We start from the raw sequence: 26,239 nt of genomic DNA on the forward strand, positions 1-26,239 counted from the left end.
ATAGATGAAAAGAGTTGTAGTTACCGGCATGGGTGTAGTTTCCGCAGTAGGGATGGACATTGCCGGCTTTTGGAAGAATATTGTTGAGGGTAACAGCCCGGCTAAACCCATCACCAGGTTTAATACAGATAAGTTTAAAACGAAATTTGCTACGGAGATCGTTGATTTTCACCCTGCCCATCACCTGGACAGGAACGAAATTAAACGCAGTGATCTGTATACCCAATATGCACTTATTGCGGCTGAGCAAGCGATAAAGGACGCTGGTTTCGATATCAACAAGATGTCGCCTTTTGATGTGGGTGTTATTTTTGGAACAGCCCAGGGTGGGATGGAGACCTTTGAGCAGCAGTATAAAGAATTTGCCGAGGGAGGCTTCGAACCTCACTTTAACCCGTTTTTTATCCCAAAGACCCTGGTTAACATGGCATCTGGTTTAATCTCCATTAAGTTTGGTTTTATGGGGGTAAACTTTTCTACCGCTTCGGCCTGTGCCAGCGCCAATACGGCCATCATGGATGCATTCAACTATATTAAGTTTGGTAAGGCTAAGATCATCATAACCGGCGGATCTGATGCCCCTATCAGCGAAGCATCTATAGGTGGATACAATTCTTTAAAGGCACTATCTACCCGCAACGAAGATCCGACCAAAGCATCGCGGCCTTTTGATATTGATCGCGAAGGTTTTGTTATGGGTGAAGGAGCCGGGGTAATGGTACTGGAAGAATACGAGCATGCAAAAGCGCGTGGTGCGCATATATATGCTGAAGTTGGTGGCGCATCAATGACATCTGATGCCTATCATATCACCGCTACCCATCCGGAAGGAAAAGGGGCCATCAGAGCAATGCATTTGGCATTGGAAGATGCCGGGTTAAATACCAGTGATATTGGTTTTGTTAATGCACATGCCACATCAACTCCTGTTGGCGATTTAAGTGAAGCCAGGGCCATCAGCGCAGTTTTTAACGGCAATGAAGATTTGTTGGTGAGTGCCACTAAATCAGTAACCGGGCACCTTTTAGGAGCAGCAGGTGCGGTAGAAGCTATTATCAGTGTAAAAGTAATTACTGATGGTATTGTGCCCGCTACAATCAATACCACTACTATCGACCCGGAAATACCTAAAGGGCTTAACGTAGTGATCAACCATTCGGTAGACAGAAAGATCAACGCCGCTTTGAGCAATACATTCGGCTTTGGCGGGCACAACGGCGTGGTGGTTTTTAAAAAGATTTAAACAGCAGATTTATGAGCAATAATGATGTAATGAAAAAACTGCGCGTGGCTTTAAGCCTGCGTGATGATGATATTATCGAGATTTTAAAGCTCGCCAATTTCCGTACTACAAAAACCGAGTTGAGTGCCATTTTCCGTGCGGATGACCACCCAAACTTTCAGCCTTGTAAAGACCAGCTGTTGCGTAATTTTTTGAATGGATTGGTTATATACAAAAGAGGACCGCGACCAGATAACCGTGTAAAAAACACGGGAGAGCCTACCAAAGAAAGCGCCAAAACGAAGGAAGACTAGTGCTGATCAACTGCCTTTTGAACAAGGCGGTATTTGCCTGATTTGATCAAACGCTGCTGTTCCGCAGAAAAGGACTCGCGGCCGCCAAAGTCCTGCACCCAGTATTTCCTGTTCTCGGCCACGCCAATTTCTTTGAATTGCGGGTTCATTAAATTTTGGCAATGGCCCACGCTTTTATACCAACCAGCCGTAACCTCTTTAATACTTCCCTGGCCGAAGGCTATATTTTCGCCAACGGCAAAGCTTTTAAAGCCTTTAAAAACATATCCTGCAGCAAGAATGCGGTCGCTCATACTTCGCCCGTCTTTACTGGTATGGCTGAAATAACTCCGCTTAGCCATATCACCAGCATGGCCTTGCGCGGCACGCTCCAGGTTATCATTCCAAACGAGGGGGGCGGCTGCAGGGTAGTATTTACTGCCGCAATTACAGCCTTGTGTTCGTGTTTTGTTGATGAGCGCTAAAAATTCTTGTTTGAATGATTCTTGGTCGTATTGCCCGTATGCAGTGGTAAAAGCACAGACGATAATTACGCCTGATAAAAGAAGAGATACTAAGATCAATTTTCTCATTTCGGGATTAGACTAATATATTAGAAGTTGGTTTAGTCCAACCGCTATACCGTCCCAAAGGTCTTCGGTCGCATTTGAATAAAAAAATATTGTACCTATATGGTAGCCACCAATTTTTTAGGCAAAGGTTTTTTAGTTTTTACCACTGGTTTTTTTGCGGCTAAGATCACTTTTTTTTTCAGTACTGGTACTTTATTTGAAGGTGCAATTGCGGGTGCACCAACGCTATCCTGCGCAAATTTCTGGATGGCCACCATCGAAGCATCACCCTCTACCTTTACATTCGCCATTATCTCTTCAGAACGTTTAAATGCTATCTCACCCTGCTCGGGTTTATCCATGCGGTTATAAAGAAAGCCATAGTTTTTTTGAACTAAAGCCTCCATCTCGGGTATTTTATTTTTGATAGATAAAGCAAGAGCTTCGTTCAAATCGCGCATGGCCAATTTGTAATCCTTAATCTCTGATTTGATAGCGGCCAGCCTGATGAGTGAGGAAATCAACCCGGGCATGTCTTTCTTTATGCGTGAAATGCTGGCAGATTGCAAGTTGAACCATTTAGCCTCGCTAAATTTCCGCTGAGAGTAATAAACCTTAGCAAGTGCATCGAAACTTACCTTTAACCCAACAGAATCGCCATAACGGCTATATTTGTGCAGTGCCAGCATGGTATAGTTCAGTGCTTCTTTCTGGTAATAGTTTTTTAAGTTCCTATTTACAATGGTATCGTATCTCAGATAAACGTTTGCAATTTCGGTATACACAGGGCCCTTAAGCGAATCGGTAGTTAGTTGCAGTTTTTGTTTAAGGCTATCCAGTTCGCTGGGTGCGGCGAACATTTTTAATGAGGCTAATAATAAAAAGGAAAAGATAAAAAGCTTCTTCATCCGTATGGGGATTAGTAAATAGTCAATAACAGCTAATCAAATTGCATGCCCCAATTATCCTTAAGGTTTTGTTTAATACAATATAGAGCTATATAGGATAAGAGAGCTGCTAAGAGGCTGGTATTAAGGCAAAAATGGATAAAATATTTTTAACGGGAGACACTAACGGCCAAATAAAATTAAACATTTGTATCGTGTAAAGGTCAGTATAGTGAATTACACCTAGCGGATCACTTTTTCGTAGCTTAAAAGTGACCTTTTAAGCAGCGCGGAAGAGGAAAGAATAATATTAAACAGGCTAATTCCTAACGTTGCACACAATATGCCTGCTATTACATCTAAAACATAATGATGGCTGGCATACACTGCTGTAAACCAGATACCTAACGTTACTGTCGCGAAGAAAATATTTACGTAACCCAGTCGGTTTTTTAAACCGTAATATAAGACGATAACCGGGTAGGATGAGTGGAGCGACGGCATAGCAGCAAATACATTTGAACCTTTTGAGTAGATGGATTTGAATATACTGACGTTGAAAAATTTATCAAACCTGGCCAGGCCAGCGGTATTACCCATAGTAAGTGGCTGAAAGTTAAAACCGTGTACTTGGATATACCAGGGTGGTGCTGCAGGGTAGGCATAATACACAATAAAGCCAAGCAGATTTACCACCACAAAAGTTAGCGAAAAATATAAAAATTGTTGTTTGTTGCGGAAGAACAGGTAAGCTGCAAAACCAAGTGGTACGGGGATCCAGCACAGATAAAATAAACCAGCGAACACATCCATGGCATCACTTTTTTTAAGGAGCAGGTATTCGTTGGGCGTAAGTATGGTGTTATTGAAATGGATGCCAAACAAACCTTTTTCAGTGTCGTATAGGTCACGGATAGCCACATCGTTATAATTATAATTAGGGAACGCCTTCATATAATCAAAAATGATCCAATACACGATAAAGATGGCGAAGCCCAGGATAAACTTACGGGTTACCGTTGATGCGTAAAACAGCACGTTAAAAATCGCAATCAATACCAGTTGATCGGATTTAAACCCTACCAGGAAGTAGGATATGATTAAGTAAACTAATGACAGCCCCGATACAATACTAACACTTTTTGAATTGACCTGAACGCTGCCTGAAACAGCATCAGCCATTCTGCTTTTTAATAAAATCTGAATTAAAAATTTTGTCCCAAAGGGGAGAGCTTACGCCGTAACCCTTAGTTGGGTCCTGGTAATGATGCAGCATGTGGTGCTGTTTAATCTGTTTCCAGAAGCTGCCTTTAAAGTTAAAGTGGTGAATAGCATAGTGAGAAATATCATACACCAGGTAGCCTAAAATAAAGCCCGGGAAAAATCCAAAGATGAAATTTGCAGGTAATAAGGCATTAAATAAAAAGTAAAAGCCGGTTGCCAAAGGGATACTTGCCGATGGGGGCATTACCAAACGTTTTGCATCACTGGGATAATCATGATGTACGCCATGGAAAATAAAATGCAGACGGAGCGCCCAACCTTGCTTCGGTACAAAATGGAAAACGAAACGGTGCATGATATATTCGGTAAGCGTCCATATAAAAAGGCCCAATAAAAAAAGCCAAATGTAATTAAAGGCGCCAATTTGCTTATCGTAAGCAAAATAGCTGCAAACCAAAATAACAGGTACAAAAATTATAATGGGTACAAAATAATGCACCTTTGATAAACTCTCTAAAAAACTACTCTTAAACATTCTCACAGATTCCTGTGAGTTAGATACAAAATTCTTTGCCATAAAACTCAGGGTTTAAAACGTTCTGTAAATTCTTTTCCTGTTGCCGGGTCCGTTCCTTTCATTTCCACATACACTACGTTTGGCAACCAGAACGAACCTCCCTCTATTTGTATAAATATATAACGTAGCGCCATTGGTTTTCGCGCAACTGTTGCGAAGATATGATATTTTCCGTCAGCACCCTTCATCAAGGTGAGCGGAAATTTTTTGTATGACACAAACCTGATATCATACTTGTCGTCACCCATTGGTTTTTGCACCAATCCATAGGCAAATTTACGCTGGATATAGCTGAGTTCTTCTTTTTGCCCCTTTTCATTGTACCGGATCCAGTAGGGATGTACCGGCTCGTCGACATTTGGCTTGCCTGTTTTTTCGTCTACATTTAACTCGTAAATAAGCGTGTTGGTATTGGGCATCCGCTGGATGTAAAATAACCTTTCAACTGATGCAGGCGGAACCGGAAAAGTTAACTTTCTAATCAGTTTTTTACCTGCGGAATCTACTACGGGGCTGGTGCAAGCCGGTATTGCCTTAGCTTGCATTGGCAATACAAAAATAATAAATGCTGAGAAAATCAGAAGCAGCTTCAGCCAGGACAATTTATTCATGTTCACTCTCCGATAGTGCTTTTTTGGCATCTACCAGTCGCTTAAAGGCGGTTAAATTTGTTAATACAGCAAGTATGGCAATCGGGAAGGTAAAAATAGACATGGTTTCAAAAACATGAAATTTAATACCTGGAATAAAAAGTTTGTAGTCGCCGCCAATGTAGCTTGAGGTAATGCCACATGCAATTGCAAATGCCGCAATAGTAATTACCCTTTCCGGCCGTTGCATTAAACCACCTTTACACTCTACACCAAGCCCTTCGGCACGTGCACGTACATAACTCACCATCATGGAACCAATAAGTGCTATAAATGCGAATATAGAACTCAGGAAATAATGATGAGCGACAAGATAGTAGCAAATCCCCAGGAACATGATCAGTTCGCTGTATCGGTCAAGTACCGAATCATACAAAGCACCAAATACCGATTTCATATTTCCTAAACGCGCTACCTGCCCGTCCAGCATATCAAACAAGCCCGCAAAAAGGATCAGGCCACCTGCCCAGCCGATATAGCTTAAGTTAGCACGATCGCCATCTTCACCACCTATGATAAATATGGCGGCAACGCCTACATTAAGCACAAAACCGATGGAGGTAACCGCATTAGGCGTAAGACCAACTTTTATAAGCAGCTTTACAAAGGGGTCGATAATTTTATAGATCCCCAGCTGAAGGCTTGTCCGTACTGATGTTTGCTGTTCCATTTCTTTAATAATGATAATATTTTTTTTTAATAATTAAAAGTCGAACTTTATTTTCACCCTGACGCCAAATTTGGCAATATCCGGGTGGTCTAAATAGGTGAGACGTTTCACCATATCAACGCGCACAAACTTGAAAATGTTTTCGATGCCAACACTTGCTTCCATATAAGGTTTGCTGCCCAGTGCATAGGTGATCGGTACCCCATTTCCGTCAACCGGGAACTGGTACACGGCTGAATTTAATAAAGGGTTATTATTGTTGCCTATCCCTCCCCAAAGCCCCTTAAAAGAAGCAGTTTCGCGCCATTTTAATTTTTTAAATAAAGGCACTTTATTGAAGAAGAAACCTCCGAAGTGCTGATCAATATTAATGCTGGCATACCGGTCGCTCACGAACTCTAAAAAGTTCATCAGGTTATAAGAATCGATGGAGTAGGCATAGCTTTGATTGGCCCGGTGAATATTGAGCAGGGGATAGGGAATAGTACCAAATGTACGGCCACCTTCAATAGCGATATCTGAGAAACCAAATGGTGCAATATAAAAGCGTTTATCAGCCCGCCCTTTTACGCTTTGGTAACTGTACTGGCCATTTAACACGTTTTTTAAACCGGTAGTAAAATCTAATGAGAAGATCGGATACTGGTTAATTATAGGTGCGCGGAACAATTTCCCCTGGTAAAATTGCTCATGCGGGGCATACCGGATACCGGCTGTAATTTCTGTAGTAGTTAAATTGTTGAGAATTGTTCCGCTGCTGCCTGGTGCGCCCGGTGAATTATTTATGAACGAATACAAGCTGCCAGCAGGGGTTTGCACCCATTTCCTGCCGGTAAAGTTAAACGATAAATGATTCTCCAACTCGTGTACATAATCAATCTTATACTGGTCGGTATACAAATATTTGTCACTGGTACCACGCTTAAAGGATAGTAAAAAGTTATCCTCCTGTACAAACTGGAGTTCCTGCCCCGGAATCTTGGTATCCCGCTGAACACTGAAACGGACATAATTCTGCGGGAATTTATAGATGCTTTTGGCGTTGAAGGAGTAAGTTGCCGCCAGGAAATATTTCCAGCGTTCATCTTTAAATCCATATGCACCATAACCTTCGAAAAAGTAGTGCTTGCTCAATTCTGTTGTGGTACGGCCGCCCAACCTTAATCTGAACCCTTCCACAGGGTTAAAGCTGTAAAAAGTACTTGCGGGGCCAACCTCAAATTTGCCAAAGCTTTTAAATCCTGCAAAAAGAAGGGTTACCACATCAGAAAGGCGCCTGAACGAACGCATATGGGTAAGGCTGTCAATATTCTTGTACACCTTTGATTCTGCTGTAGTTAAGGTGTCCAAACGGTTCTCTGCCCAGAATTGCTCGCTTCGGTGTTTCACCTCCTCGTTATCAACTTCGGCACTTGGCGCGTAAATAAAAGCGGGTTCCTGCTTGTTAACAATGTAATTTTTGTGTGTTATGGAGCGGATGCCAAATAAGCCACCTTTTTGTTTTTCGGATGAGCCAAGAAAATCGGCAGAGGTGGTGCTTTTGCTGAGATGGTACCGGCCATCAGGGCTTGGCTCAAACTCCTGATCGATATACATCGCACGAACAAAATTAACATTAATGTTTTTGTTAATAGTTAAACTGGCTTTCTGCACCGCATAGTTGCCATCGAGCGTGATGTAAATTTCACCTTCGAATAAAACATCATTGGTATTACGAGGCGTAAAACTCAGCTGGATAAGTTTCTTGTTATCATCCGTGGTGATGGTATCGGTAATAAAAAATTTGTAGTAGGTAGGTGCCGCATCGGCAATAGGGCTTAAAAACTGCTTGTTGAGCAAGTATATACTGTTATCGTATATATCAACCTTTTCATAAAGATGCTTGAAGTATTGGCTAAGGCCTTCATTATCAACTGCTGGACCAAGGTTTACGCTTTTTTCGCCCAGTAAATTTTCTTTGGTGGTTTCGGGGCTTTTACGGTAATATACCTGCGACAGCTTTTCCGTAAGATAGATGGGCAATAGGTTCCTGCCGCCGTAAGTAGTACTATCGCGGTTATCAAAAACAAATTTGTATTTCCGCAGGAATTTTTTTTGCGTGAATTGTTCGGAAACGTCGCTAAGCGAAAACTGCAACTTATCATATTCACGGTACTCAACAAAATTGTAAGCTTCGGGTCGGTTATTCTTTTTATTGGCAATTACCTTGCGGATAAGCTCCACAGCGGGATTTTCTTTATTGGTATATCGCTCCCGTTTTTTAGTTCTCACAGTAACTTCGCCGAGTGATTGAGAAGATGGCGCCATCCTGATGTTAATCACCTGCTCTTTGCCGGGCTCAACTGCAACCAGAACATCTTTAAACCCAAGATAAGTTACTTTTAACTGGTTATAAGGTTGTGTGGAGCGGATGGTAAACTCCCCCTGCAGGTTAGTATTCACACCAATAGTGCTACCCGGGAAAGTAATAGTTACGAAGGAAAGGGGTTGTCTTTTTGAGTCGGTTACAACTCCGGTTACTACCGTACTTTGGGCAACCGCAAGGGTGCTTACAAATAAGAAAAGTAAAAAAGATAAAAGCTTAAAGCCCGACTTGAAATTCATTTATTAACATTACTAAACACAAACACAACCTCTACAGGAATTATACGATCAAACTGGTGGTTTTAAAGCCGCCTGCCCGTTGTATCTGGCTAATCAAAGGCGCTGATAATACCCTAAATTAAGCATCAAAGATAAAAAAAATCCGTACAGACTATTGTGGTCAAAAAGTCAAATATCGGTAAAATAGTTTCTTCGGTTGACGATTTTTCTTCATCGTAGGCAATCGCCTGATCACCCCGTTAATTTTACGATGAATTAACGTTAACCCTGTATTTGCTCTATGTACGTAAAAAATATGCCGTTAGTGTTGTAAACAAATAATAAATCTTGAAAAACATTATCTAAATGTTAAAGGCGCCATTAAACAAAAAAACAGGTTAGGCAACTGCCTAACCTGTTTTTTTGTAAAAGTTTAGCGAGGCTTATGCGCCGGCAAACATATCATCATAATAATCCAGGCCAAGGTGAGTAATCAGGTCTTCGCCCATTAAATAGCGCAGGGTATTTTCCAGCTTAATTAATTGCTTGAAGATATCATTCTCGGCATGCAGGCCGGGTGCGGTCTGCGGTGATTTTAAATAGAATGATAACCATTCCTGGATACCGCTCATGTTGGCGCGTTTTGCCATGTCGCTAAACAAGGCAAGGTCTAAAGCGATAGGTGCAGCCAGGATAGAATCGCGGCAAAGGAAGTTGATCTTGATCTGCATTTTGTAGCCTAGCCAGCCAAAAATGTCGATGTTATCCCAGCTCTCTTTGTTATCGCCATGCGGCGGATAGTAGTTGATACGGATCTTGTGGAAGATCTCGCCGTACAGTTCCGGGTTATCTTCAGGGCGCAGGATATGTTCCAGTACACCTAGTTTAGAAACCTCTTTAGTTTTAAAGTTATCGGGATCGTCCAGCACCAAACCATCTCGGTTACCGAGGATATTGGTAGAGAACCAGCCGTGTACACCCAAAGAGCGTGCTGCCAAACCCGGAGCCAAAACGGTTTTCATCAAAGTTTGACCTGTTTTAAAGTCTTTACCCGCAATAGGAGTTTGGGTAAGCTTAGCCAGCTCTATCATCGCCGGGATATCAACAGTTAGGTTAGGGGCACCATTAGAGAAGGGAACACCTAATTTTAAAGCTGCATAAGCATAGATCATACTTGGCGCAATGCGTTTATCATCATCTAATAAAGCCTGCTCAAAAGCTGCTAACGTTTCATGAATTTCAGAGCCTTCAAAGTAAACCTCCGTGCTGCCGCACCACACCAATACCACCCTGTCAAGGCCATGTTGCTCCTTAAAATTGGTGATATCTTCCATTACCTGCTGCGCAAGCTCGTGGCGGGTACCGGTTTTAACGTGTGTGCCATCCAGGTTCTTAGCGTAGTTTTTATCGAAAGCCGCTTTCATCGGCACGATAGATTCCAGGCCTTCTCTAACCTCGTTCAGCAAAGATGCTTCTAATACTTTCGCATTCATTGCAGCTTGGTAAACGTTATCTTCGTATACATCCCATCCACCAAAAACGATGTCTTCCAGTTTGGCCAAAGGCACAAAATCTTTAATTTTTGGGTGGCGGTTCTCTGTTCTTTTGCCTAAGCGTATGCTGCCCATTTGCGTAAGCGAGCCAACCGGCTGTGAAATGCCTTTTTTAACGGCTTCAACGCCGGCAATCAGCGTAGTAGCAACTGCACCTAAACCTGGTATTAATATTCCAAGTTTGCCTGCAGCAGGTTTGATGTTAATTTTCATTTGTACTTTTTGTTTAAATTGGTAGCAGGATAGTTTTATATGCTGCCGGAAGCAGAAGTCATATCCCGCGTAATTGTTTATTTATATTGGCTTCCGGCCTAAGACTTTTGTAAAAGTGTATTTACAAAGGCAAAGTTCTTTTTGGAACTGGCAAAATTAACACCGGCAGCGTGGATATTATAGTCGCTTTCTCAATCAAATGATATCCTAAAAAACCGCTGGCACCGGTTATTAAATCCCGTTCCCTTATATTGTCTTCTCGTAGATCCGGTAGGTTTTGTACTGCTCGCCGCCAATAGCTTCAATAGCACGGTTAACCATATCGTTCTTTTCGAGTGTCCATGATGCTTCGGCATATTTTAAGCCTTTGCGCCTGTACTCTTTTATGATGCTGCCGTATAAACAAGCTTCTATACCCATTTTGCGGTAGCCATCAATTACACCGAGCAGCATGATGCGGATCCCGGTGATCTTCTTTTTGTTAAGTAATAATTTAAATAGGCCGGTAGGCAGTAAGCGGCCCTTTTTAATAGTTTTCAGGATCTGGTTAATATCCGGTATGGCAACACCAAAACCAACTATCTTACCGTTTTGCTCTGCTACCAGCGCAAAATCCGGGTCCAGGATCATCTTCAGATCCTTTGCCGTGTAATCAAATTCATCATTGGTCATCGGAAAAAAGCCAAGGTTTTTATCCCATGCCTTGTTGTATACTTCACGCAGTGCGTCTGCCTCTGCCTTAAAATTCTTTAAATTGATCTTACGAATGGTAATGCCACTATTGCGCGTTAAACGCTCCTGCAGCCTATCCAGCATCTGTAAAGATTTGTCGTTGTAATTTTGGCCGTCCCAGTGCCATGCTAACAAATCTGTTTGTTTTTTAAAGCCGGCGTTCTCAATCAGCGTAACATAGTACTCGGGGTTGTAAGGCATCATAACAACCGGTGAGCTGTCAAATCCTTTTACCAGTAGTCCGCAAGTTTCGTTAGTGGAGGGGTTAACCGGGCCAACCAGGGTTGTAGCACCTTTTTCTTTCACCCATTTGTGCGCTGCTTCAAAAAGCAGGTCGGCGGTCTCCTGGTCATTGATACAATCAAAAAATCCAAAGAAACCATCACTGGCATTATTAAAGGTATTGTGGTTGGTATTAAAAACGGCTGCAATGCGCCCTACTAATTTATCGCCGTCATAGGCTAAAAACGTTTGCAGCGAGGAATGCTTGTGAAAGGGGTGGGTTGTTAAAATGTCCCTTTGAGCAATAAATAGCTCCGGTACGTAAAAAGGATCATTCTTGTACAAATCGTGCGGAAAATCGATAAACGTAGCTAATTCTTTTTTTGAATTTACCGGGACTATTTTTTTCATTTTTAAAAGGGCTTAAAAAATAAGGCCGATGCAAATGCAGAGAGCAAATGATCGGCTTTAAAAATTATAATTTACAATAGGTTAAATTCTTTCTTTAATGCTGGTAACGCCAACTTCTTTAAATGCTTTCGAAAGCTTATCAACGGCTTCATCTATTTGTTCGAATGTATGCGTTGCCATTAATGAGAAACGGAGCAAAGAAGAATCTGAAGGCACTGCAGGAGAAACCACCGGGTTAACAAAAACACCGGCAGATTGCAGATACTTGGTCACTGCAAAGGTTTTCTCGTTATCGCGTACATAAATAGGCAATATCGGGCTTTCGGTAGGACCAAGGTCAAAACCTTCGTCAAGTAATAATTTTGACGCATAATTGGTATTGGCCCAAAGTTTTTCTATTCTTTCCGGTTCAGATTCGATGATATCCAACGCTGCAATAACGCTGGCTACCGAACCCGGAGGCATGCTTGCGCTGAACATTAAAGAGCGCGCGCGGTGTTTGATATAATCAATAGTTTCTGCATCGGCTGCAATAAAACCACCCAGTGAAGCCAGTGACTTACTGAAGGTACCCATGATCAGATCCACATCATCGGTAAGGTTAAAGTGAGATGCAGTACCTGCACCTTTATAACCGATAACGCCTAAGCTGTGGGCATCATCAACCATAATGTTTGCACCATACTGATTAGCCAGTTCAACAATTTGCGGAAGTTTAACAATATCGCCTTCCATGCTGAAAATGCCATCTATAGCAATAACTTTTACAGCATCTTCCGGTAAGTTACTCAATTTACGTTGCAGGTCGGCCATATCATTATGGGCGTACTTTACAACTTTGGAAAAAGATAAGCGGCTGCCATCGATGATACATGCATGATCGTACTCATCAAGTATCAGGTAATCGTTACGGCCCGTGATGCAGGATAGTACACCCAGGTTAACCTGGTATCCTGTACTGAACAGAACGGTAGCTTCTTTACCTACGTAAGCGGCCAGCCTGGTTTCCAGCTCAATGTGAATATCAAGCGTCCCGTTCAGGAAACGTGATCCTGCGCAGCCGGTTCCATATTTATCAATTGCCTTTTTAGATGCTTCTTTGATTAGCGGGTGATTGGTTAATCCCAAATAGGAGTTAGAACCAAACATTAAAACTCTTTTATTATCGATAATAACTTCAGTATCCTGGGCAGACTCGATCGGTCTGAAATACGGATATAACCCCGCTTCCCTGAGTGCATTAGCCACCTGGAACTGAGCTATTTTATCGTGTAACTTTTTAACCATTTATTAACACTTCTTAAATTTTTTGTAAAAATACCATGAATCTGCTTATGTCTTGCATTAGAAATGTAAATTTTTTGACACTATCTTAATAAGCGGAATTTACAATCATAAGGCAAATTAATTAAAATTTTATGGAAAATCCACATAATTTAAAAATTTGTAACAAAACATATCTGATTTGTGTTGTTAATGTAAGAATTACACCGTTTAAGTAAAATTCCTGTTGCTTACTTTATAATATTTTATAATAATGTCATCTTCGTGTTCCCTAATTATTTTGAGTTCAGATTCGCACAGGATTTCGCGCCTGGGTTTCAGCTTCCATTTCGTATTAATATCTTTATGAAAACACTTTCCGGTTTATACATTACTAATATACTACTTTTTTTCCCGGCTTTACTGTTTGCCCAGCGTTCTGCAGATACCACAACGGCAACCATCACTTTAAAACAGAGTATAGATTACGCACTGCGCAATCAACCCCTTTTACGGCAGGCTCAAATTGATGAGCAGATCAATGAACAGGATATCCGTGTCAGCCTGTCGGCTTGGTTGCCTCAAATCAACAGCTCCAATAGTTTGCAGCATTACTTTCAGCGGGTAAACATCCAATCCGCAGGTGTTGGTGCCGGCACTACCACAGGAACTGGCACTGGCACCGGAACTGGTACCGGTACCGGCACAACAACTTCACAGCAAAATTTAGCAGTAGCCAATAACGTTTCATCCCTGGGCGTATCTGCAAGCCAGGTGTTAATTAACAGCGATGTTTTACTTGCCTCCAAAGCCTCAAAGTTTTCCAGGCAATTTTATAAACAAAGCACCGAAAGCAGTAAGATCGACCTGGTATCTACCGTAAGTAAAGCTTTTTACGATGTGTTGTTATCCCAGCGCCAGTTAGATATCATCCGCCAGGATATTGTAAGGCTGCGCCGGAGTCTGAAAGATGCTTATTCGCGCTACCAGGCAGGGGTAGTTGATAAAACAGACTACAAACAAGCCACCATCGCCCTAAATAATTCATTGGCATCGCTCAAGCAAACGCAGGAAGCTATAAAATCAAAAACTGCCACTTTAAAGCAGGCAATGGGTTTTACGCCCGAACGTCGTTTGGTGTTGGCATATGATTCTGCAAGGTTGCAATCCGATGCTTTGGCCGATACCAATCAAATGTTATCATACGGTAACCGGATAGAATACCGCCAGTTGGAGACCACAAAAAACCTTCAAAACTTAAACGTTTCCTACTACCGCTGGAACTTTCTACCCTCGCTATCTGCCGTGGGCGCTTACAATATGGCCTATTTTAGCGATAGCTTTTCAAAGCTTTACAACAACAATTATCCTACAAGCTACGTCGGCCTTAATTTGGCTATCCCAATTTTTACAGGAGGGAAGCGGTTGGCCAATTTAAGTAAGGCCCGTTTACAGGTAAAGCGCACAGACCTCGACCTGGAGAACACCCGTAATGCGATCAATACCGAGTATGCACAATCTTTGGCTACCTATAAAAGCAGCTATACCAACTGGGTTTTGCTGAACGAAAACGTGCAGCTGGCGCGCGACGTGTATAAGGTGGTAGATCTGCAATATCGTGAGGGAATCAAGACTTATTTGGATGTGATCGTTGCGCAATCAGACCTTCGCACCGCCGAGTTAAATTACTATAACGCATTATTTCAACTATTATCAAGCAAAATTGACCTGCAACGCGCACTGGGTACTCTACAAGTGCAATAAATAACGAATATGAAGAACAAATATATTTCCTTCGCCGCCGCTGTGGCTCTGTTATCGGTAACAGCGTGTAAAAACAAAAAAGATGCCGCTCCGGCTGCCCCGCCGGCTACACCGGTAAATACAACAGAGGCTATTAAGGCTGAGGCGCTTTATTATGATAAATACCAGGGCATAGTGGTTTCACTTAATACCGTGGAGCTGCGCAGCCAGGTTGCCGGTTTTATAACAGGAATATTTTTTAAAGAAGGTGATGTGGTAACTAAAGGCACACCCCTTTACGAAATTGACCGGCGTAAATATGTTGCGGCTTACGAGCAGGCAAGGGCCAACGTTTTAAGCGCGAACGCTAATTTGGTAAAAGCCCAAAAAGATGTTGACCGTTATAACATGTTGCTTAAAAATGATGCCGTGGCCCGCCAAACGGTAGACCAGGCTACTGCCACCTACGAAACCAGCAAGAGCCAGGTTGCTGTAGCCCAGGCAGGCTTATCATCAGCCGCTACAGATCTTTCTTACGCTACCATCCGCGCGCCTTTTACCGGCCGGATCGGGATCTCGCAGGTTAGGCTGGGGGCACAGGTTACACCTGGCACTACCTTGCTGAATACCATTTCTGCAGGTAACCCGATGGGCGTGGATGTGGTTATTAACGAACAGGATATCGAACGCTTCTACAAGTTACAGCAGCATAGTGCCGATACTACCTTCAGATTGCAGTTATCTGATGGTACCACCTATGATAAAACGGGTAAGATCTTTGCAATTGACCGCGGGGTGAATAACCAAACCGGTAGCATCAAGGTAAGGGTGAAGTTTGAAAATCAGCACGATGTTTTGCGCGATGGCATGAGTGCTGTTTTAAGGGTGCTGAATGATGATTCCGGCGAGCGGGTGCAGATTCCATACAAAGCGGTTACCGAGCAAATGGGTGAGTTTTTTGTATTTACAAGAAGAGACACCACCGTTAAGGATACCGATAAAGATAAGAATGTAAGAGACCGCCGCGATACGATTGCCAAACAGATCAAAGTAACGCTTGGCCCGCGTATCAACAGCAATGTTGTTGTAATGAAGGGCCTGAAGCCAGGCGACCAGGTGGTTACCGAAGGATTTCAGCGTTTGAAGGATGGCGGCAAAATTACTTTAGGTACGGCGCCACCGGCCCAGGGTGCAGATGGTAAAAAGCCCGCTGCCGCAGCTAAACAATAGGTTATAAAGATAGTATAGGAGCCCGGCTCCGGAATTTTATCTAAAAGATATAAAGAATGATCGCAGATACTTTTATAAAGCGCCCGGTAACAGCCATTGTAATATCACTGGTAATTGTTATTGTGGGCATACTCGCCATGTTGAGCCTGCCTATTGGGCAGTACCCGGAAATAACGCCTCCAACTGTGCAGGTAACCGGTACCTACACCGGTGCCGATGCATTAACGGTTGAACAAACCGTTGCAACCCCGGTAGAGGTACAGGTGAATGGTACACCGGGGATGACCTACCTGCAAAGTAACAGTACCAGTAATGGTGCCATGAGCATGACGGTGAATTTTGAGGTGGGTACAGATATTAATAATGCGGCACTGGATGTGCAGAACCGAGTTGGTATAGCACAGCCTACCTTGCCGCAGGAGGTACAGCGCCTGGGTTTGGTGGTACGTAAGCGTAACCCCAGCATTTTGATGCTGGTAGCCATGTTTTCGCCTAAGGGCAGCCATGATGTTACCTTTACTGATAACTACACCAACGTATTTATAAAGGATGCCTTGCTGCGTACAAAAGGTGTGGGTGATGTATTTACCCGTGCAGATGACTTTAGTATGCGTATTTGGTTAAAGCCGGATAAGCTGGCTGCCTTAAATATGACCGCCGCCGATGTTACCGCTGCCCTTACCGAACAAAATGCACAGGTTGCAGCTGGTACTGTGGGTGCCACGCCACAGCTTAAAGGGCAAACCTTTGAATATACGGTACTGGTGAAAGGCCGTTTGACCGATAAATCGGAGTTTGAAAATATTGTGGTGAAAACCCAGCCGGGCACAGGTTCAATAGTTCATTTAAAAGATGTGGCCCGCGTAGAGCTGGGTAAATTCAACTACTCCGGTAACTCATTTGTGGATGGCAAAAGAGCATCCTACCTGCTGATTTACCAGGCACCGGGAAGTAACGCAATCGAGACTGCGGATGCAGTAACTGCAACGATGAACGATTTAAAAAAATCATTCCCTGCTGATATTGATTACGTGGTGCCATTTGAATCGGTTACGGTAGTAAAAGTTTCACTGGAGGAAGTGGTGGAAACGCTGGTAATCGCACTGGCGCTGGTAATTGTGGTAGTTTTCTTATTTCTTCAAAACTGGCGGACCACGCTTATACCTGTTTTGGCTATCCCGGTATCCATTGTAGGTACATTCATCTTCTTCATACCGCTTGGCTTTACCATTAACACGCTTACCCTGTTTGGTTTTGTGCTGGCGATAGGTATTGTGGTGGATGATGCTATTGTGGTGGTTGAGGCCGTACAGCATTATATGGATGAAGAGGGGATGTCTCCTAAAGAAGCCACGCATCGTGCCATGCAGGATATTTCTGCGCCGGTAATTGCCATCGCTTTAATTCTTGCGGCGGTGTTTGTACCGGTAGGCTTTGTGCCCGGCATTGTGGGACGGCTTTACCAGCAGTTTGCCATCACTATTGCCATCTCGGTGTTGATCTCAGCCTTTGTAGCATTATCATTAACGCCTGCCTTGTGTACTATCCTGTTACGTCCGCATAAAATTGACGAAAACTCGGGTGGTTTAAACAAGCTGTTCTATAAATTTAACCAATGGTTCGACAGGGTTACCGGCCGTTACCGCAACGTGGTTGATAAGAGTATTAAGAACTCCAAATATGTGCTTATTTTACTGGTTTGTATTGTTATAGGTACTGTTCTGCTTTTCAAAAATAAACCATCCGGCTTTATTCCGCTGGAAGATGAAGGGCGTGTTTATGTTACTTATGATTTACCGGAGGGGTCTTCTACAGAGCGTACCGTGGCGGTATTGCACGAAATGATGCATATATTAGATAGTGTACCTGCCATTAACCACTACGCTGCACTGGGAGGATTGAACGCCGTAAACTTTGCAACAAAATCTAACAGTGCCACCATATTTGTGCAGCTTAAGCCGTGGGAGAAACGGGAAGACAAGAAAGATCAGCTGGCAGGTGTAATTGCGGATATCCAGGGCAGGCTTGCCAGGTTCAAGGAAGCAAGTGTTGTAGTGATCTCTCCGCCGGCAATTCCGGGTCTCGGTAATACTGGCGGTTTCTCCTTCATTCTACAGGAAAAAGAAGCCGGAGGTGATATTAAGAATTTTGAGAAGGTACTCAACAATTTTGTTGGCGCAGTTAACAAGCGGCCTGAAATTGGCAGGGCGTTCTCTTTCTTTGGTGCGCATACACCGGCCTACCAGTTAACGATAGACAGGGAAAAAGCTAAAAAGCTGGGGGTGCAGATCTCTGATATTAATAATGCCTTGCAAACCTATATGGGGAGCGCATACATCAACGACTTTACTATTTACGGCCGTAACTTTAGGGTGCTGGCCCAGGCCGATACCAATTACCGTACAAACATCCAAAACATCGGGCAATACTTTGTGCGGAACTCGGCTGGTTCAATGGTGCCGCTGAGTACACTTACCTCTTATAAGGTAATAGAAAATGCACCGTTGATATCGCACTATAATTTGTTTCGCTCTGCGGAGATCAACGGTAGTACCAAGCCGGGTTATAGTAGCGGTGACGCTATTACCGCCTTGAAAGAGGTAGCGGCACAAACCTTACCGCAAGGATATGGCTACGAGTTTTCGGGACTGAGCCGCGAGGAATTATTATCCGGATCTAAGACCGTTTATATTTTTGCTTTGTCAATTGGCTTTGTGTTCTTGTTCCTGGCAGCACTGTATGAAAGCTGGTCGGTGCCATTCTCGGTACTATTGGCCGTACCACTTGGTGCATTTGGGGCGATATTATTTTTAACCTTTAACAGTACTTTAACCAATAACGTTTACGCACAAATTGGATTGATAACCCTGATTGGTTTGGCTGCCAAGAACGCCATCCTGATTGTGGAATTTGCCAAAGAGCGGGTAGATAGTGGTATGGAGCTGGAAAAAGCTACGCTGGAAGCAGTAAGGCTCCGTTTAAGGCCAATTATCATGACCTCGCTTGCGTTTATACTTGGTGTGTTACCGCTGCTGTTTTCATCTGGAGCGGGTGCCGTGGCGCGTAAAACAATCGGCTTTACCGTATTCGGCGGGATGCTTACTGCAACTACGTTTGCCATCTTTATCGTGCCGGTGTTGTTTTTTATCATCACCAAATTTGCCTATGGTAAAGAAAAGCTGGCTGAGTTGGAAAAGAACTACAAGCCCGATAAAGAGCACCAACCGGAAGCTTAAACTTTTGAAGCCCCTGTCAAGGGGCTTTTTTTATGTTAAATAATGACTTAAAATTCCGTTATGGCATGAAAAACAAATGAAATTTAACATTAGAAATGGTTAGTGTAGGTACAACACTATACACTATTGTACCATAAGGCGAACGAATTTAATATTCCCTTAACAAATTGGATGCATGCTCTGCGCATGTGCCCAATGCCGTTAGTTGTGCAGACCAAGCTGGTAATCAGTACAAAAAGCCTCAAATTAGCTTAGAAACGATTGTTTGTGAAATGTAAAAGCCATTGTGGGTACTGTAGATACTGGCACGGTGGCAAAGTTTTTGTTCTTTAGCTGACATAACAATTAATATTGTTTTAATCTAAAGAACACAAAGATGAAAAAAATGACAACTTTAGTAGCAGCAGCTTTCACAGCAGCAGCTCTATTTTTCGGATCAAACGCAAATGCGCAATCAACCACTCCAGTAAACGGTTTACGCTTCGGTGTAGGTGTTGAAGGCTTGTTGCCAGTGAGCGGCCAAATTAAGGATATCTCCAACATTGGTTTAGGTGGTACCGCACGTTTACAATACGGTGTTGCAAGTAATGTTGCGCTTACTTTAACTTCTGGTTATTACAACTACTTTGGTAAATCTAACACTTCTACATTTACTGATGGAACAAATGTTACCAGAGTAACCAACAAAGCAATTGACTTTGGTATGGTACCGGTTAAGTTAGGTGTGAAAGCTTTTTTAGGTAGCGGTTTTTACTTTAGCGCAGAAGGTGGTGCAGGCTTTGAAACAAAAGATGCTTACAGAGGTGTTACAGGCGAATTGAATGGAAAAGCTACCAAACTGATCCTTGCTCCGGGTTTAGGTTATGCAGGCAAATCATGGGATATTGGTGCTCGTTATGAGAACTACTCTGGCCAGGATAACAACTACGGTACAGTAGGTTTACGTATCGCTTACGGATTTGGATTGTAATACTTTTACTTTTCTTAATAAAAACGCCCCTTGTCGAAGCTGACAAGGGGCGTTTTTTGTTTGTATAGATTGTCTGAGCCTGAATTTGTCGGATTGTTGGAATTGATCAGATGCTGACCATTCAGCAAATCAGTTTAATTCAAGCTGAGCTAAAGATTATACTAATTTACCCAGCGCTTCTTTTATCCGTCTTACGGCTTCAATCAGTTTATCTTCTGCAGCTGCATAAGAAATTCGGATAGATTTTTTATCGCCGAAAGAATCGCCGCCTACGGTGGCTACGTGTGCTTCTTCCAGTAAAAAGATGCTTAATTCGTCAGAATCATTAATTACTTTTCCATTGAAGCTTTTGCCAAAGAAAGAAGTAACATTAGGGAAGAAATAAAAGGCACCTTCTGGCAGGTTTACTTCCAGTCCGTCGATTTCCTTTAACAGGTTGTAAACAATATCGCGGCGTTTTAAAAATTGATCACGCATCGCAAAAACAGTCTCTAAGCCACCGGTATAGGCTGCTACACCCGCCTTTTGGGTAATGGAGCAAGTTCCTGATGTAATTTGTCCCTGCAATTTATCACAGGCAGCAGCAATTTCGCTGTTGCTGGCGGTATAGCCAATTCTCCAGCCGGTCATGGCAAAAGCTTTCGACCATCCGTTCACAATAACAACGCGGTCTTTAATATAGTCAAACTGCGCAATAGACTCATGCCCGCCGATAAAGTTGATATGCTCATAGATCTCGTCGCTCAGGATATAGATCTCCGGGTATTTGGCAAATACTTTTGCCAGGCCTTCCAGCTCATCTTTGCTGTATACGCTGCCAGTAGGGTTACAAGGTGACGAAAACATAAACAACTTGGTTTTTGGCGTGATTGCCGCTTCCAGTTGCTCGGGGGTAATTTTAAAGTTCTGTTCTACGGTAGTATCGATAAAAACGCTCACACCTTCTGCAAGTTTTACAATTTCCGAGTAGGATACCCAGTAAGGTGTTGGAATGATCACTTCTTCACCGGGGTTAACCAAACATAAAATAGCATTTGCTAATGCTTGTTTGGCACCGGTTGATACTACTATCTGGGTGTCGGTATAATCGAGGTTGTTTTCGTTCTTTAACTTGGCAACTACTGCCTTGCGCAGATCGGGGTAACCGGCAACAGGGGTGTAGTAGGTAAAATTTTTATCCATTGCTGTTTTAGCAGCCTCCTTAATATGCTCAGGGGTATGAAAATCAGGTTCGCCGAAGCTTAAGCTGATCACGTCAACCCCTTTAGCCGCCAATTCGCGACCCATTTTTGCCATCTTAATGGTCTGAGATTCCGACAGGTTATTTATCCTGTTACTTAATACGCTCATATTATTTGTGTTAATGCGGCAAATATAGAAAATTAGTTTGCCGATGGCAGGGACTGTTTGTCAATAATTCATAAACAAAATTTGATCTTTAATGCAAAGCAGTTTTACTGCATGAATTACAAAAATGCGCATCATCTGCTGCCGGTTTCGGGCTGTTAAAATGGATATATAGCTGATCGGGATTGTGTAATATCTGTGCCTCAACTGTAACAGTAAATTAGAATTTTTAACCACAGCGTAAACAGTTTTCGACAATATATAGCTTAAATCTGTTCCAACTTGTTCCAAAGAGCTGTTCCAATAGTCGTTTTTAACGCATGTTGGTATTTATATAAATATTTGAAAATAAGCAATATATGGATTTTACATCAATAACTGGGATGTTCCAATCTGTTCCATCAAATATTTGTAAGTAATTGGTTATCAAATAGTAATAAGATAAGACTGTTCCACATGCGTCAATTGGAACAACAAACCTTTTGCTAACTATTTAACGATTGAAATGTTATAGTTAGAAAACAAGGCAAGGGTAAATTTATGTAAGTTTGCCCCCTTTAATAATAGCCCCCTTGAAAGAACACAAACGGATTATTTTATTGTCGCTTATCACCGGTGTGGTGCTGATGGTAATGAAGTTTACGGCCTACTTTTTAACTAACTCCAATTTTGTATTAACGGATGCGGCTGAAAGTATAGTAAACGTGGTAGCAAGTTCCTTTGCTTTTTACAGCATTTACCTGGCATCCATGCCCCGCGACGAGAACCACCCTTACGGCCACGGTAAAGTAGAATACTTTTCGGTATTTATAGAAGGGGCACTGATCGGCATAGCCGGGGTTATCATCCTGCTAAAATCGGTCTACAGCTTTTTCAATCCGGAAGTTATTCATGACCTGTTGTTAGGTGCTGTGATCATTGGCATTACCGGCGCCATCAACGGCGGGTTGGGCTACTATATGATCAGGAAAGGTAAATCGCTGCCCTCGCTTACTATTGAAGCCGACGGCCGCCACCTGCTCACGGATACCGTAACCAGTACCGGCCTGGTGATTGGCTTATTGCTGATCTACTTTACAAAAATCCTTTGGCTGGATAGTGCGCTATCTATCCTGGTTGGCATTTATATATTGTATACCGGGTACAAACTCATCCGCCGGTCGGTAGCCGGACTGATGGATGAAACCGATTATATTGTCGTGAATGATGTGGTTAGCTTGCTAGGCCAGCAGCGCCGCGAGGAATGGATAGATATTCACAACTTTCGCGCGCAAAAATATGGTAACGAACTGCACATCGATTGCCACCTAACGCTCCCAAATTACTTCGACCTGAACAAGGTACACGATGAGGTAAAACTGGTAGATAAATTGATCAATACCGAAGCCGGGATCACTACCGAACTTTTTATTCATACAGACCCCTGCCTGCCCGATTGCTGCCATTACTGTAACATGCCCAATTGCCCAATCCGGTCGGAAGCTAAAAGTGAAGAAATAGAATGGACGCTGGAAAAGGTAATGCGAAACAAAAAGCACTATGAGCATTAAGCAATATTTCAATGTACGTGTGTACGGCATCCTGATCAATGCAGATAACGAAGTGCTGATCAGTGATGAGCAAGAGTGCGGGATGCGTTTCAGTAAGTTTCCCGGAGGAGGACTTGAATTTGGTGAAGGCCTGCCAGATGGCCTGAAGCGTGAATTCATGGAAGAGTGTTATACAGAAGTGGAAGTAACCGGACATTTTTACACCACTGATTTCTTTGTGAAATCGGCCTTTAACGATTCGCAGATCATTAGCGTATATTATATGGTAAATGCTGTTGGTAAATTAAACTTTACCACAAAAACCAAAGTGTTCGATTTTGATGGAGAGGGTGATATCCTGCAATCATTCCGCTGGGTAAAGTTGTCGGAATTAAATGCTGAAGATCTCACTTTCCCAACAGACCGGCACGTTGCTAATCTTTTAATAAAAACGATATGAGTTTGGTTGAACGGGATCTGGCCGTTATCTGGCATCCCTACACGCAGATGAAAACCGCCCAGCCGCCAATCCCGATTGTAAGAGGAGAGGGCGCCTGTTTGTTTACGGAGGATGGTACCAAATTTATCGATGCGGTATCGTCATGGTGGGTAAATATTCATGGTCACGCTAACCCTTACATTGCAAAAAAGGTAGCGGAGCAGCTTACCAAACTGGAGCATGTGATCTTCGCAGGATTTACGCACGAAGGTGCTGTTGAATTGGCTGAACGTTTGCTGGCAATCTTGCCATCCAACCAAAAAAAGGCATTTTATTCTGATAACGGCTCCACAGCTATTGAAGTAGCCATAAAAATGTGCCTGCAATACTGGCATAACAAAGGCGAACAGCGCACTAAGATTTTAGCATTCAAAAACGCTTACCACGGCGATACTTTCGGAGCCATGAGCGTGAGCGGCCGGAGCGCATTTACCGCTGCTTTTGATAGTTTACTATTTGAGGTGGAGTTTATCGATCTGCCGGATGCAGGCAATATCGAAAGGCTCAAGGCGCAGATATCCAGTCTCAAATCTCAGGTTTCCTGCTTTATTTTTGAACCGCTTGTGCAAGGTTCTGCAGGAATGGTCATGTACGGCGCGGAGTATCTTGATCAGTTGATGGCGCATTGCCGCAAAGAAGGTATTCTCCTGATAGATGACGAAGTGTTCACTGGCTTTGGCCGTACCGGTAAAAACTTTGCCTGTGATCATGTGCAGGTGCAACCGGATATCATGTGCTTTTCTAAGGGGTTAACCGGTGGCACTATGGCCTTTGGATTAACCACCTGTACTAATGAAATCTACAACGCATTCCTGTCTGACGATAAACTGAAAACGCTTTTCCATGGTCACTCTTACACGGCTAACCCTGTAGCCTGCGCAGCTGCACTGGCCAGTTTAGATTTGTTCCTTGACCCGGAAACCCAGCAAAATATCAATAGAATAGCACAAAAACACAGTGCCTTTGCTGAAAAAATAAAGGGCCATTCTTCCATAAAAACCACCCGCCAAACCGGGACTATTTTTGCGATGGAGTGGGAGACAGGTGCTGGTACTTCCTATTTTAGCGGCTTGCGTGATAAGCTTTATAATTATTTTCTGGCTAAGGGCGTTATCCTGAGGCCGCTGGGGAATGTAATTTACATTTTACCTCCGTATTGCATTACCGATACCGAACTCGACTATATTTACCAAACCATTGAGCAGGCGCTCGATGAGATCTGATTTATGCAACTGAACACTCTTTTACCAAAAATTATAGCTGATAACAGCTTACACGCCCGCTGGTTAAATACCTTGTCGCTGATGGAAAACACCGGCGCACGCAAGATCTCCGCCAGTGAGGATCCTGCTACGGTAACTTACATAATTTTAAAACATGCTGCCGAAGAACATCGCCATGCTTTTTTTCTTAAAAAACAAATAGAGAAAACAGGCCAGGATTGCCCTACTTACGCCGGCGAATACCTGCTGGCGCCGGCATACAGTAAATACTACCTGAATCAGCTGGATATTGATGTTTGCCGCTATTTAAAATATGGCCTGGAACTATCCGGTTGGGAATTGCGCTTCGCAGCCTATTTGCTGGTGACCTACGCCATTGAGGTACGCGCAGATGAATTGTATCCAATTTACCAGGATGCACTTGATGAGGCGCAAAGCAAGGTAAATGTGAAATCGATCATTATAGAAGAAGAGGGGCATCTGGAAGAAATGATCAAACAGCTCAAGGACTTCTCGGTGAATTGGGAACTACACGCCCAAAAAGCAGTGGATTTTGAAAAGGTACTGTTCGACAAGTGGGTGGCTAATCTTGCTGCAGCATTAAGTTGAAAAACAAATCGACTGAAATAAGTGATTAAATAAAAAACGCCGCAGCTTAAAAAAGTTGCGGCGTTCTTTATTATAGAGCAGGTAGGTTTAGTTACCGCCGCCGCCCATAGACTTTAAATCATCATAAGTGATTTTCTCAAAATCTCCCGGAACCGCAAATGTGCCTGCTGGTAATTTCTGCTCAGTGATACTTTTTACCGTTACATCGGTTGTTTTTCCATTTTGAAAGCCGGTGTACTGAATAGGCACACCGCCGGCACCACCATAAATTTTAGCCATTGCGCCCATAGGCATAGTAAAATCATTGGTTACCCAAATATCATAGGTTTTGCCGGCTTTGGCATCTTTTGCAGTCACTTTCTTACAATTGAAACCTGATATTACTTTTGTTTCAGTAGTCGGTGTAAACGTTAATACAGGAATCTGTGCTTGTGACTCTTCAATTTCGGCAGGTGATAAAATCGCTGCTTTCTTTATAGATGCTACAGAAACATCTACCAATATGGCCATATAAGTAGCTTTGGCATCAGATATTACTTTGATGCTTGCGGGTCCTGCATTAAATGCCACCGCAGATGAATCGGTACTGAAGTAACTTTTTGCCTCTGTAGGCTGGCCCATCATACTTGTGCTGATGGTAGCAAAGCCCTCTTTATAAGCTTTTTGGGCGTTGGCATTAATCGCTGTTGCAGTAAGGGCAAGGCCCGCTGCAACGGTAAATAGTTTAAAGTTCATAGTTTTAGTTTGATGAATACAATTTAGTGTGTAATTAATTCTAATG

Annotated in this window: 22 protein-coding genes and 1 pseudogene; 10 read left to right on the forward strand and 13 right to left on the reverse strand. The window is 42.9% G+C overall.

Going from position 1 to position 26,239, the window contains the following annotated elements:
- Positions 1 to 4: 4 nt before the first annotated feature.
- Positions 5 to 1,243: a beta-ketoacyl-[acyl-carrier-protein] synthase II gene (locus A0256_14945; GenBank protein AMR32627.1), complete on the forward strand. Its 1,239-nt coding sequence runs from the start codon at positions 5 to 7 to the stop codon at positions 1,241 to 1,243.
- Positions 1,244 to 1,254: 11 nt separating this feature from the next.
- Entirely contained in the window at positions 1,255 to 1,536 is a 282-nt protein-coding gene (locus A0256_14950; GenBank protein ID AMR32628.1) for a hypothetical protein, read from the forward strand.
- Between the two features lie 77 nt (positions 1,537 to 1,613).
- On the opposite strand, the pseudogene A0256_14955 reads toward A0256_14950, so the two are convergent.
- The 10 genes and pseudogenes from A0256_14955 to A0256_15000 form a co-directional block, all read right to left on the reverse strand.
- Positions 1,614 to 1,991, reverse strand: a pseudogene (locus A0256_14955) (hypothetical protein).
- Between the two features lie 212 nt (positions 1,992 to 2,203).
- Positions 2,204 to 2,995, reverse strand: a complete 792-nt coding sequence (locus tag A0256_14960) for a hypothetical protein (protein ID AMR32629.1) — start codon at positions 2,993 to 2,995, stop codon at positions 2,204 to 2,206.
- A 222-nt stretch (positions 2,996 to 3,217) separates the two neighbouring features.
- Positions 3,218 to 4,156: a PA-phosphatase gene (locus A0256_14965; protein ID AMR32630.1), complete on the reverse strand. Its 939-nt coding sequence runs from the start codon at positions 4,154 to 4,156 to the stop codon at positions 3,218 to 3,220.
- Entirely contained in the window at positions 4,149 to 4,775 is a 627-nt protein-coding gene (locus tag A0256_14970; GenBank protein ID AMR32631.1) for a fatty acid hydroxylase, read from the reverse strand. The genes A0256_14965 and A0256_14970 overlap by 8 nt, the downstream gene beginning before the upstream one ends.
- A gap of 5 nt (positions 4,776 to 4,780) precedes the next feature.
- Complete coding sequence (locus tag A0256_14975; protein AMR32632.1) at positions 4,781 to 5,386, reverse strand: CDP-alcohol phosphatidyltransferase; 606 nt, start codon at positions 5,384 to 5,386, stop codon at positions 4,781 to 4,783.
- Positions 5,379 to 6,095 (reverse strand): CDP-diacylglycerol--inositol 3-phosphatidyltransferase, encoded by a 717-nt coding sequence (locus A0256_14980; GenBank protein ID AMR32633.1) that lies wholly within the window; start codon positions 6,093 to 6,095, stop codon positions 5,379 to 5,381. The genes A0256_14975 and A0256_14980 overlap by 8 nt, the downstream gene beginning before the upstream one ends.
- A gap of 33 nt (positions 6,096 to 6,128) precedes the next feature.
- Positions 6,129 to 8,699, reverse strand: coding sequence for a hypothetical protein (locus tag A0256_14985; protein AMR32634.1), 2,571 nt, complete (start codon positions 8,697 to 8,699; stop codon positions 6,129 to 6,131).
- Positions 8,700 to 9,121: 422 nt separating this feature from the next.
- Positions 9,122 to 10,444, reverse strand: coding sequence for an inositol-3-phosphate synthase (locus tag A0256_14990; GenBank protein ID AMR32635.1), 1,323 nt, complete (start codon positions 10,442 to 10,444; stop codon positions 9,122 to 9,124).
- A 246-nt stretch (positions 10,445 to 10,690) separates the two neighbouring features.
- Positions 10,691 to 11,809, reverse strand: coding sequence for a hypothetical protein (locus A0256_14995; GenBank protein AMR32636.1), 1,119 nt, complete (start codon positions 11,807 to 11,809; stop codon positions 10,691 to 10,693).
- Positions 11,810 to 11,890: 81 nt separating this feature from the next.
- Positions 11,891 to 13,096, reverse strand: coding sequence for an 8-amino-7-oxononanoate synthase (locus tag A0256_15000; protein ID AMR32637.1), 1,206 nt, complete (start codon positions 13,094 to 13,096; stop codon positions 11,891 to 11,893).
- A gap of 342 nt (positions 13,097 to 13,438) precedes the next feature.
- Here A0256_15000 and A0256_15005 point away from each other — a divergent pair, with 342 nt between their 5' ends.
- From A0256_15005 to A0256_15020, 4 genes are all read left to right on the forward strand, one after another.
- The gene (locus tag A0256_15005) at positions 13,439 to 14,836 is read left to right on the forward strand and encodes a transporter (protein AMR34564.1); all 1,398 of its coding nucleotides are present in this window, start codon (positions 13,439 to 13,441) and stop codon (positions 14,834 to 14,836) included.
- Positions 14,837 to 14,845: 9 nt separating this feature from the next.
- Positions 14,846 to 16,045: an efflux transporter periplasmic adaptor subunit gene (locus tag A0256_15010; protein ID AMR32638.1), complete on the forward strand. Its 1,200-nt coding sequence runs from the start codon at positions 14,846 to 14,848 to the stop codon at positions 16,043 to 16,045.
- A gap of 56 nt (positions 16,046 to 16,101) precedes the next feature.
- Entirely contained in the window at positions 16,102 to 19,281 is a 3,180-nt protein-coding gene (locus A0256_15015; GenBank protein ID AMR32639.1) for an RND transporter, read from the forward strand.
- A gap of 376 nt (positions 19,282 to 19,657) precedes the next feature.
- Positions 19,658 to 20,251 (forward strand): hypothetical protein, encoded by a 594-nt coding sequence (locus A0256_15020; GenBank protein ID AMR32640.1) that lies wholly within the window; start codon positions 19,658 to 19,660, stop codon positions 20,249 to 20,251.
- Positions 20,252 to 20,407: 156 nt separating this feature from the next.
- Here A0256_15020 and A0256_15025 read toward each other — a convergent pair whose 3' ends face one another.
- Together A0256_15025 and A0256_15030 are read right to left on the reverse strand one after the other, a co-directional pair.
- Positions 20,408 to 21,547, reverse strand: a complete 1,140-nt coding sequence (locus A0256_15025) for an aspartate aminotransferase (GenBank protein ID AMR34565.1) — start codon at positions 21,545 to 21,547, stop codon at positions 20,408 to 20,410.
- Positions 21,548 to 21,661: 114 nt separating this feature from the next.
- Positions 21,662 to 21,856 (reverse strand): hypothetical protein, encoded by a 195-nt coding sequence (locus A0256_15030; protein ID AMR32641.1) that lies wholly within the window; start codon positions 21,854 to 21,856, stop codon positions 21,662 to 21,664.
- 368 nt (positions 21,857 to 22,224) lie between these two features.
- Here A0256_15030 and A0256_15035 point away from each other — a divergent pair, with 368 nt between their 5' ends.
- Genes A0256_15035 through A0256_15050 form a run of 4 tightly spaced genes read left to right on the forward strand, consistent with a single transcriptional unit; the run spans position 22,225 to position 25,458 of the window.
- Positions 22,225 to 23,148, forward strand: a complete 924-nt coding sequence (locus A0256_15035) for a cation diffusion facilitator family transporter (protein AMR34566.1) — start codon at positions 22,225 to 22,227, stop codon at positions 23,146 to 23,148.
- The gene (locus A0256_15040; GenBank protein AMR32642.1) at positions 23,138 to 23,587 is read left to right on the forward strand and encodes an NUDIX hydrolase; all 450 of its coding nucleotides are present in this window, start codon (positions 23,138 to 23,140) and stop codon (positions 23,585 to 23,587) included. Before A0256_15035 ends, A0256_15040 begins: the two co-directional genes overlap by 11 nt.
- A complete protein-coding gene (locus tag A0256_15045) occupies positions 23,584 to 24,849 on the forward strand; it encodes an adenosylmethionine--8-amino-7-oxononanoate aminotransferase BioA (protein ID AMR32643.1) in 1,266 nt (421 codons plus the stop codon). The genes A0256_15040 and A0256_15045 overlap by 4 nt, the downstream gene beginning before the upstream one ends.
- Positions 24,850 to 24,852: 3 nt before the next feature.
- The gene (locus A0256_15050) at positions 24,853 to 25,458 is read left to right on the forward strand and encodes a hypothetical protein (protein AMR32644.1); all 606 of its coding nucleotides are present in this window, start codon (positions 24,853 to 24,855) and stop codon (positions 25,456 to 25,458) included.
- A gap of 87 nt (positions 25,459 to 25,545) precedes the next feature.
- Here the strand turns inward: A0256_15050 and A0256_15055 are convergent, their stop codons facing one another.
- The gene (locus A0256_15055; protein AMR32645.1) at positions 25,546 to 26,193 is read right to left on the reverse strand and encodes a hypothetical protein; all 648 of its coding nucleotides are present in this window, start codon (positions 26,191 to 26,193) and stop codon (positions 25,546 to 25,548) included.
- Between the last annotated feature and the right edge of the window lie 46 nt (positions 26,194 to 26,239).

This window comes from Mucilaginibacter sp. PAMC 26640, assembly GCA_001596135.1.
Taxonomy (GTDB): domain Bacteria; phylum Bacteroidota; class Bacteroidia; order Sphingobacteriales; family Sphingobacteriaceae; genus Mucilaginibacter.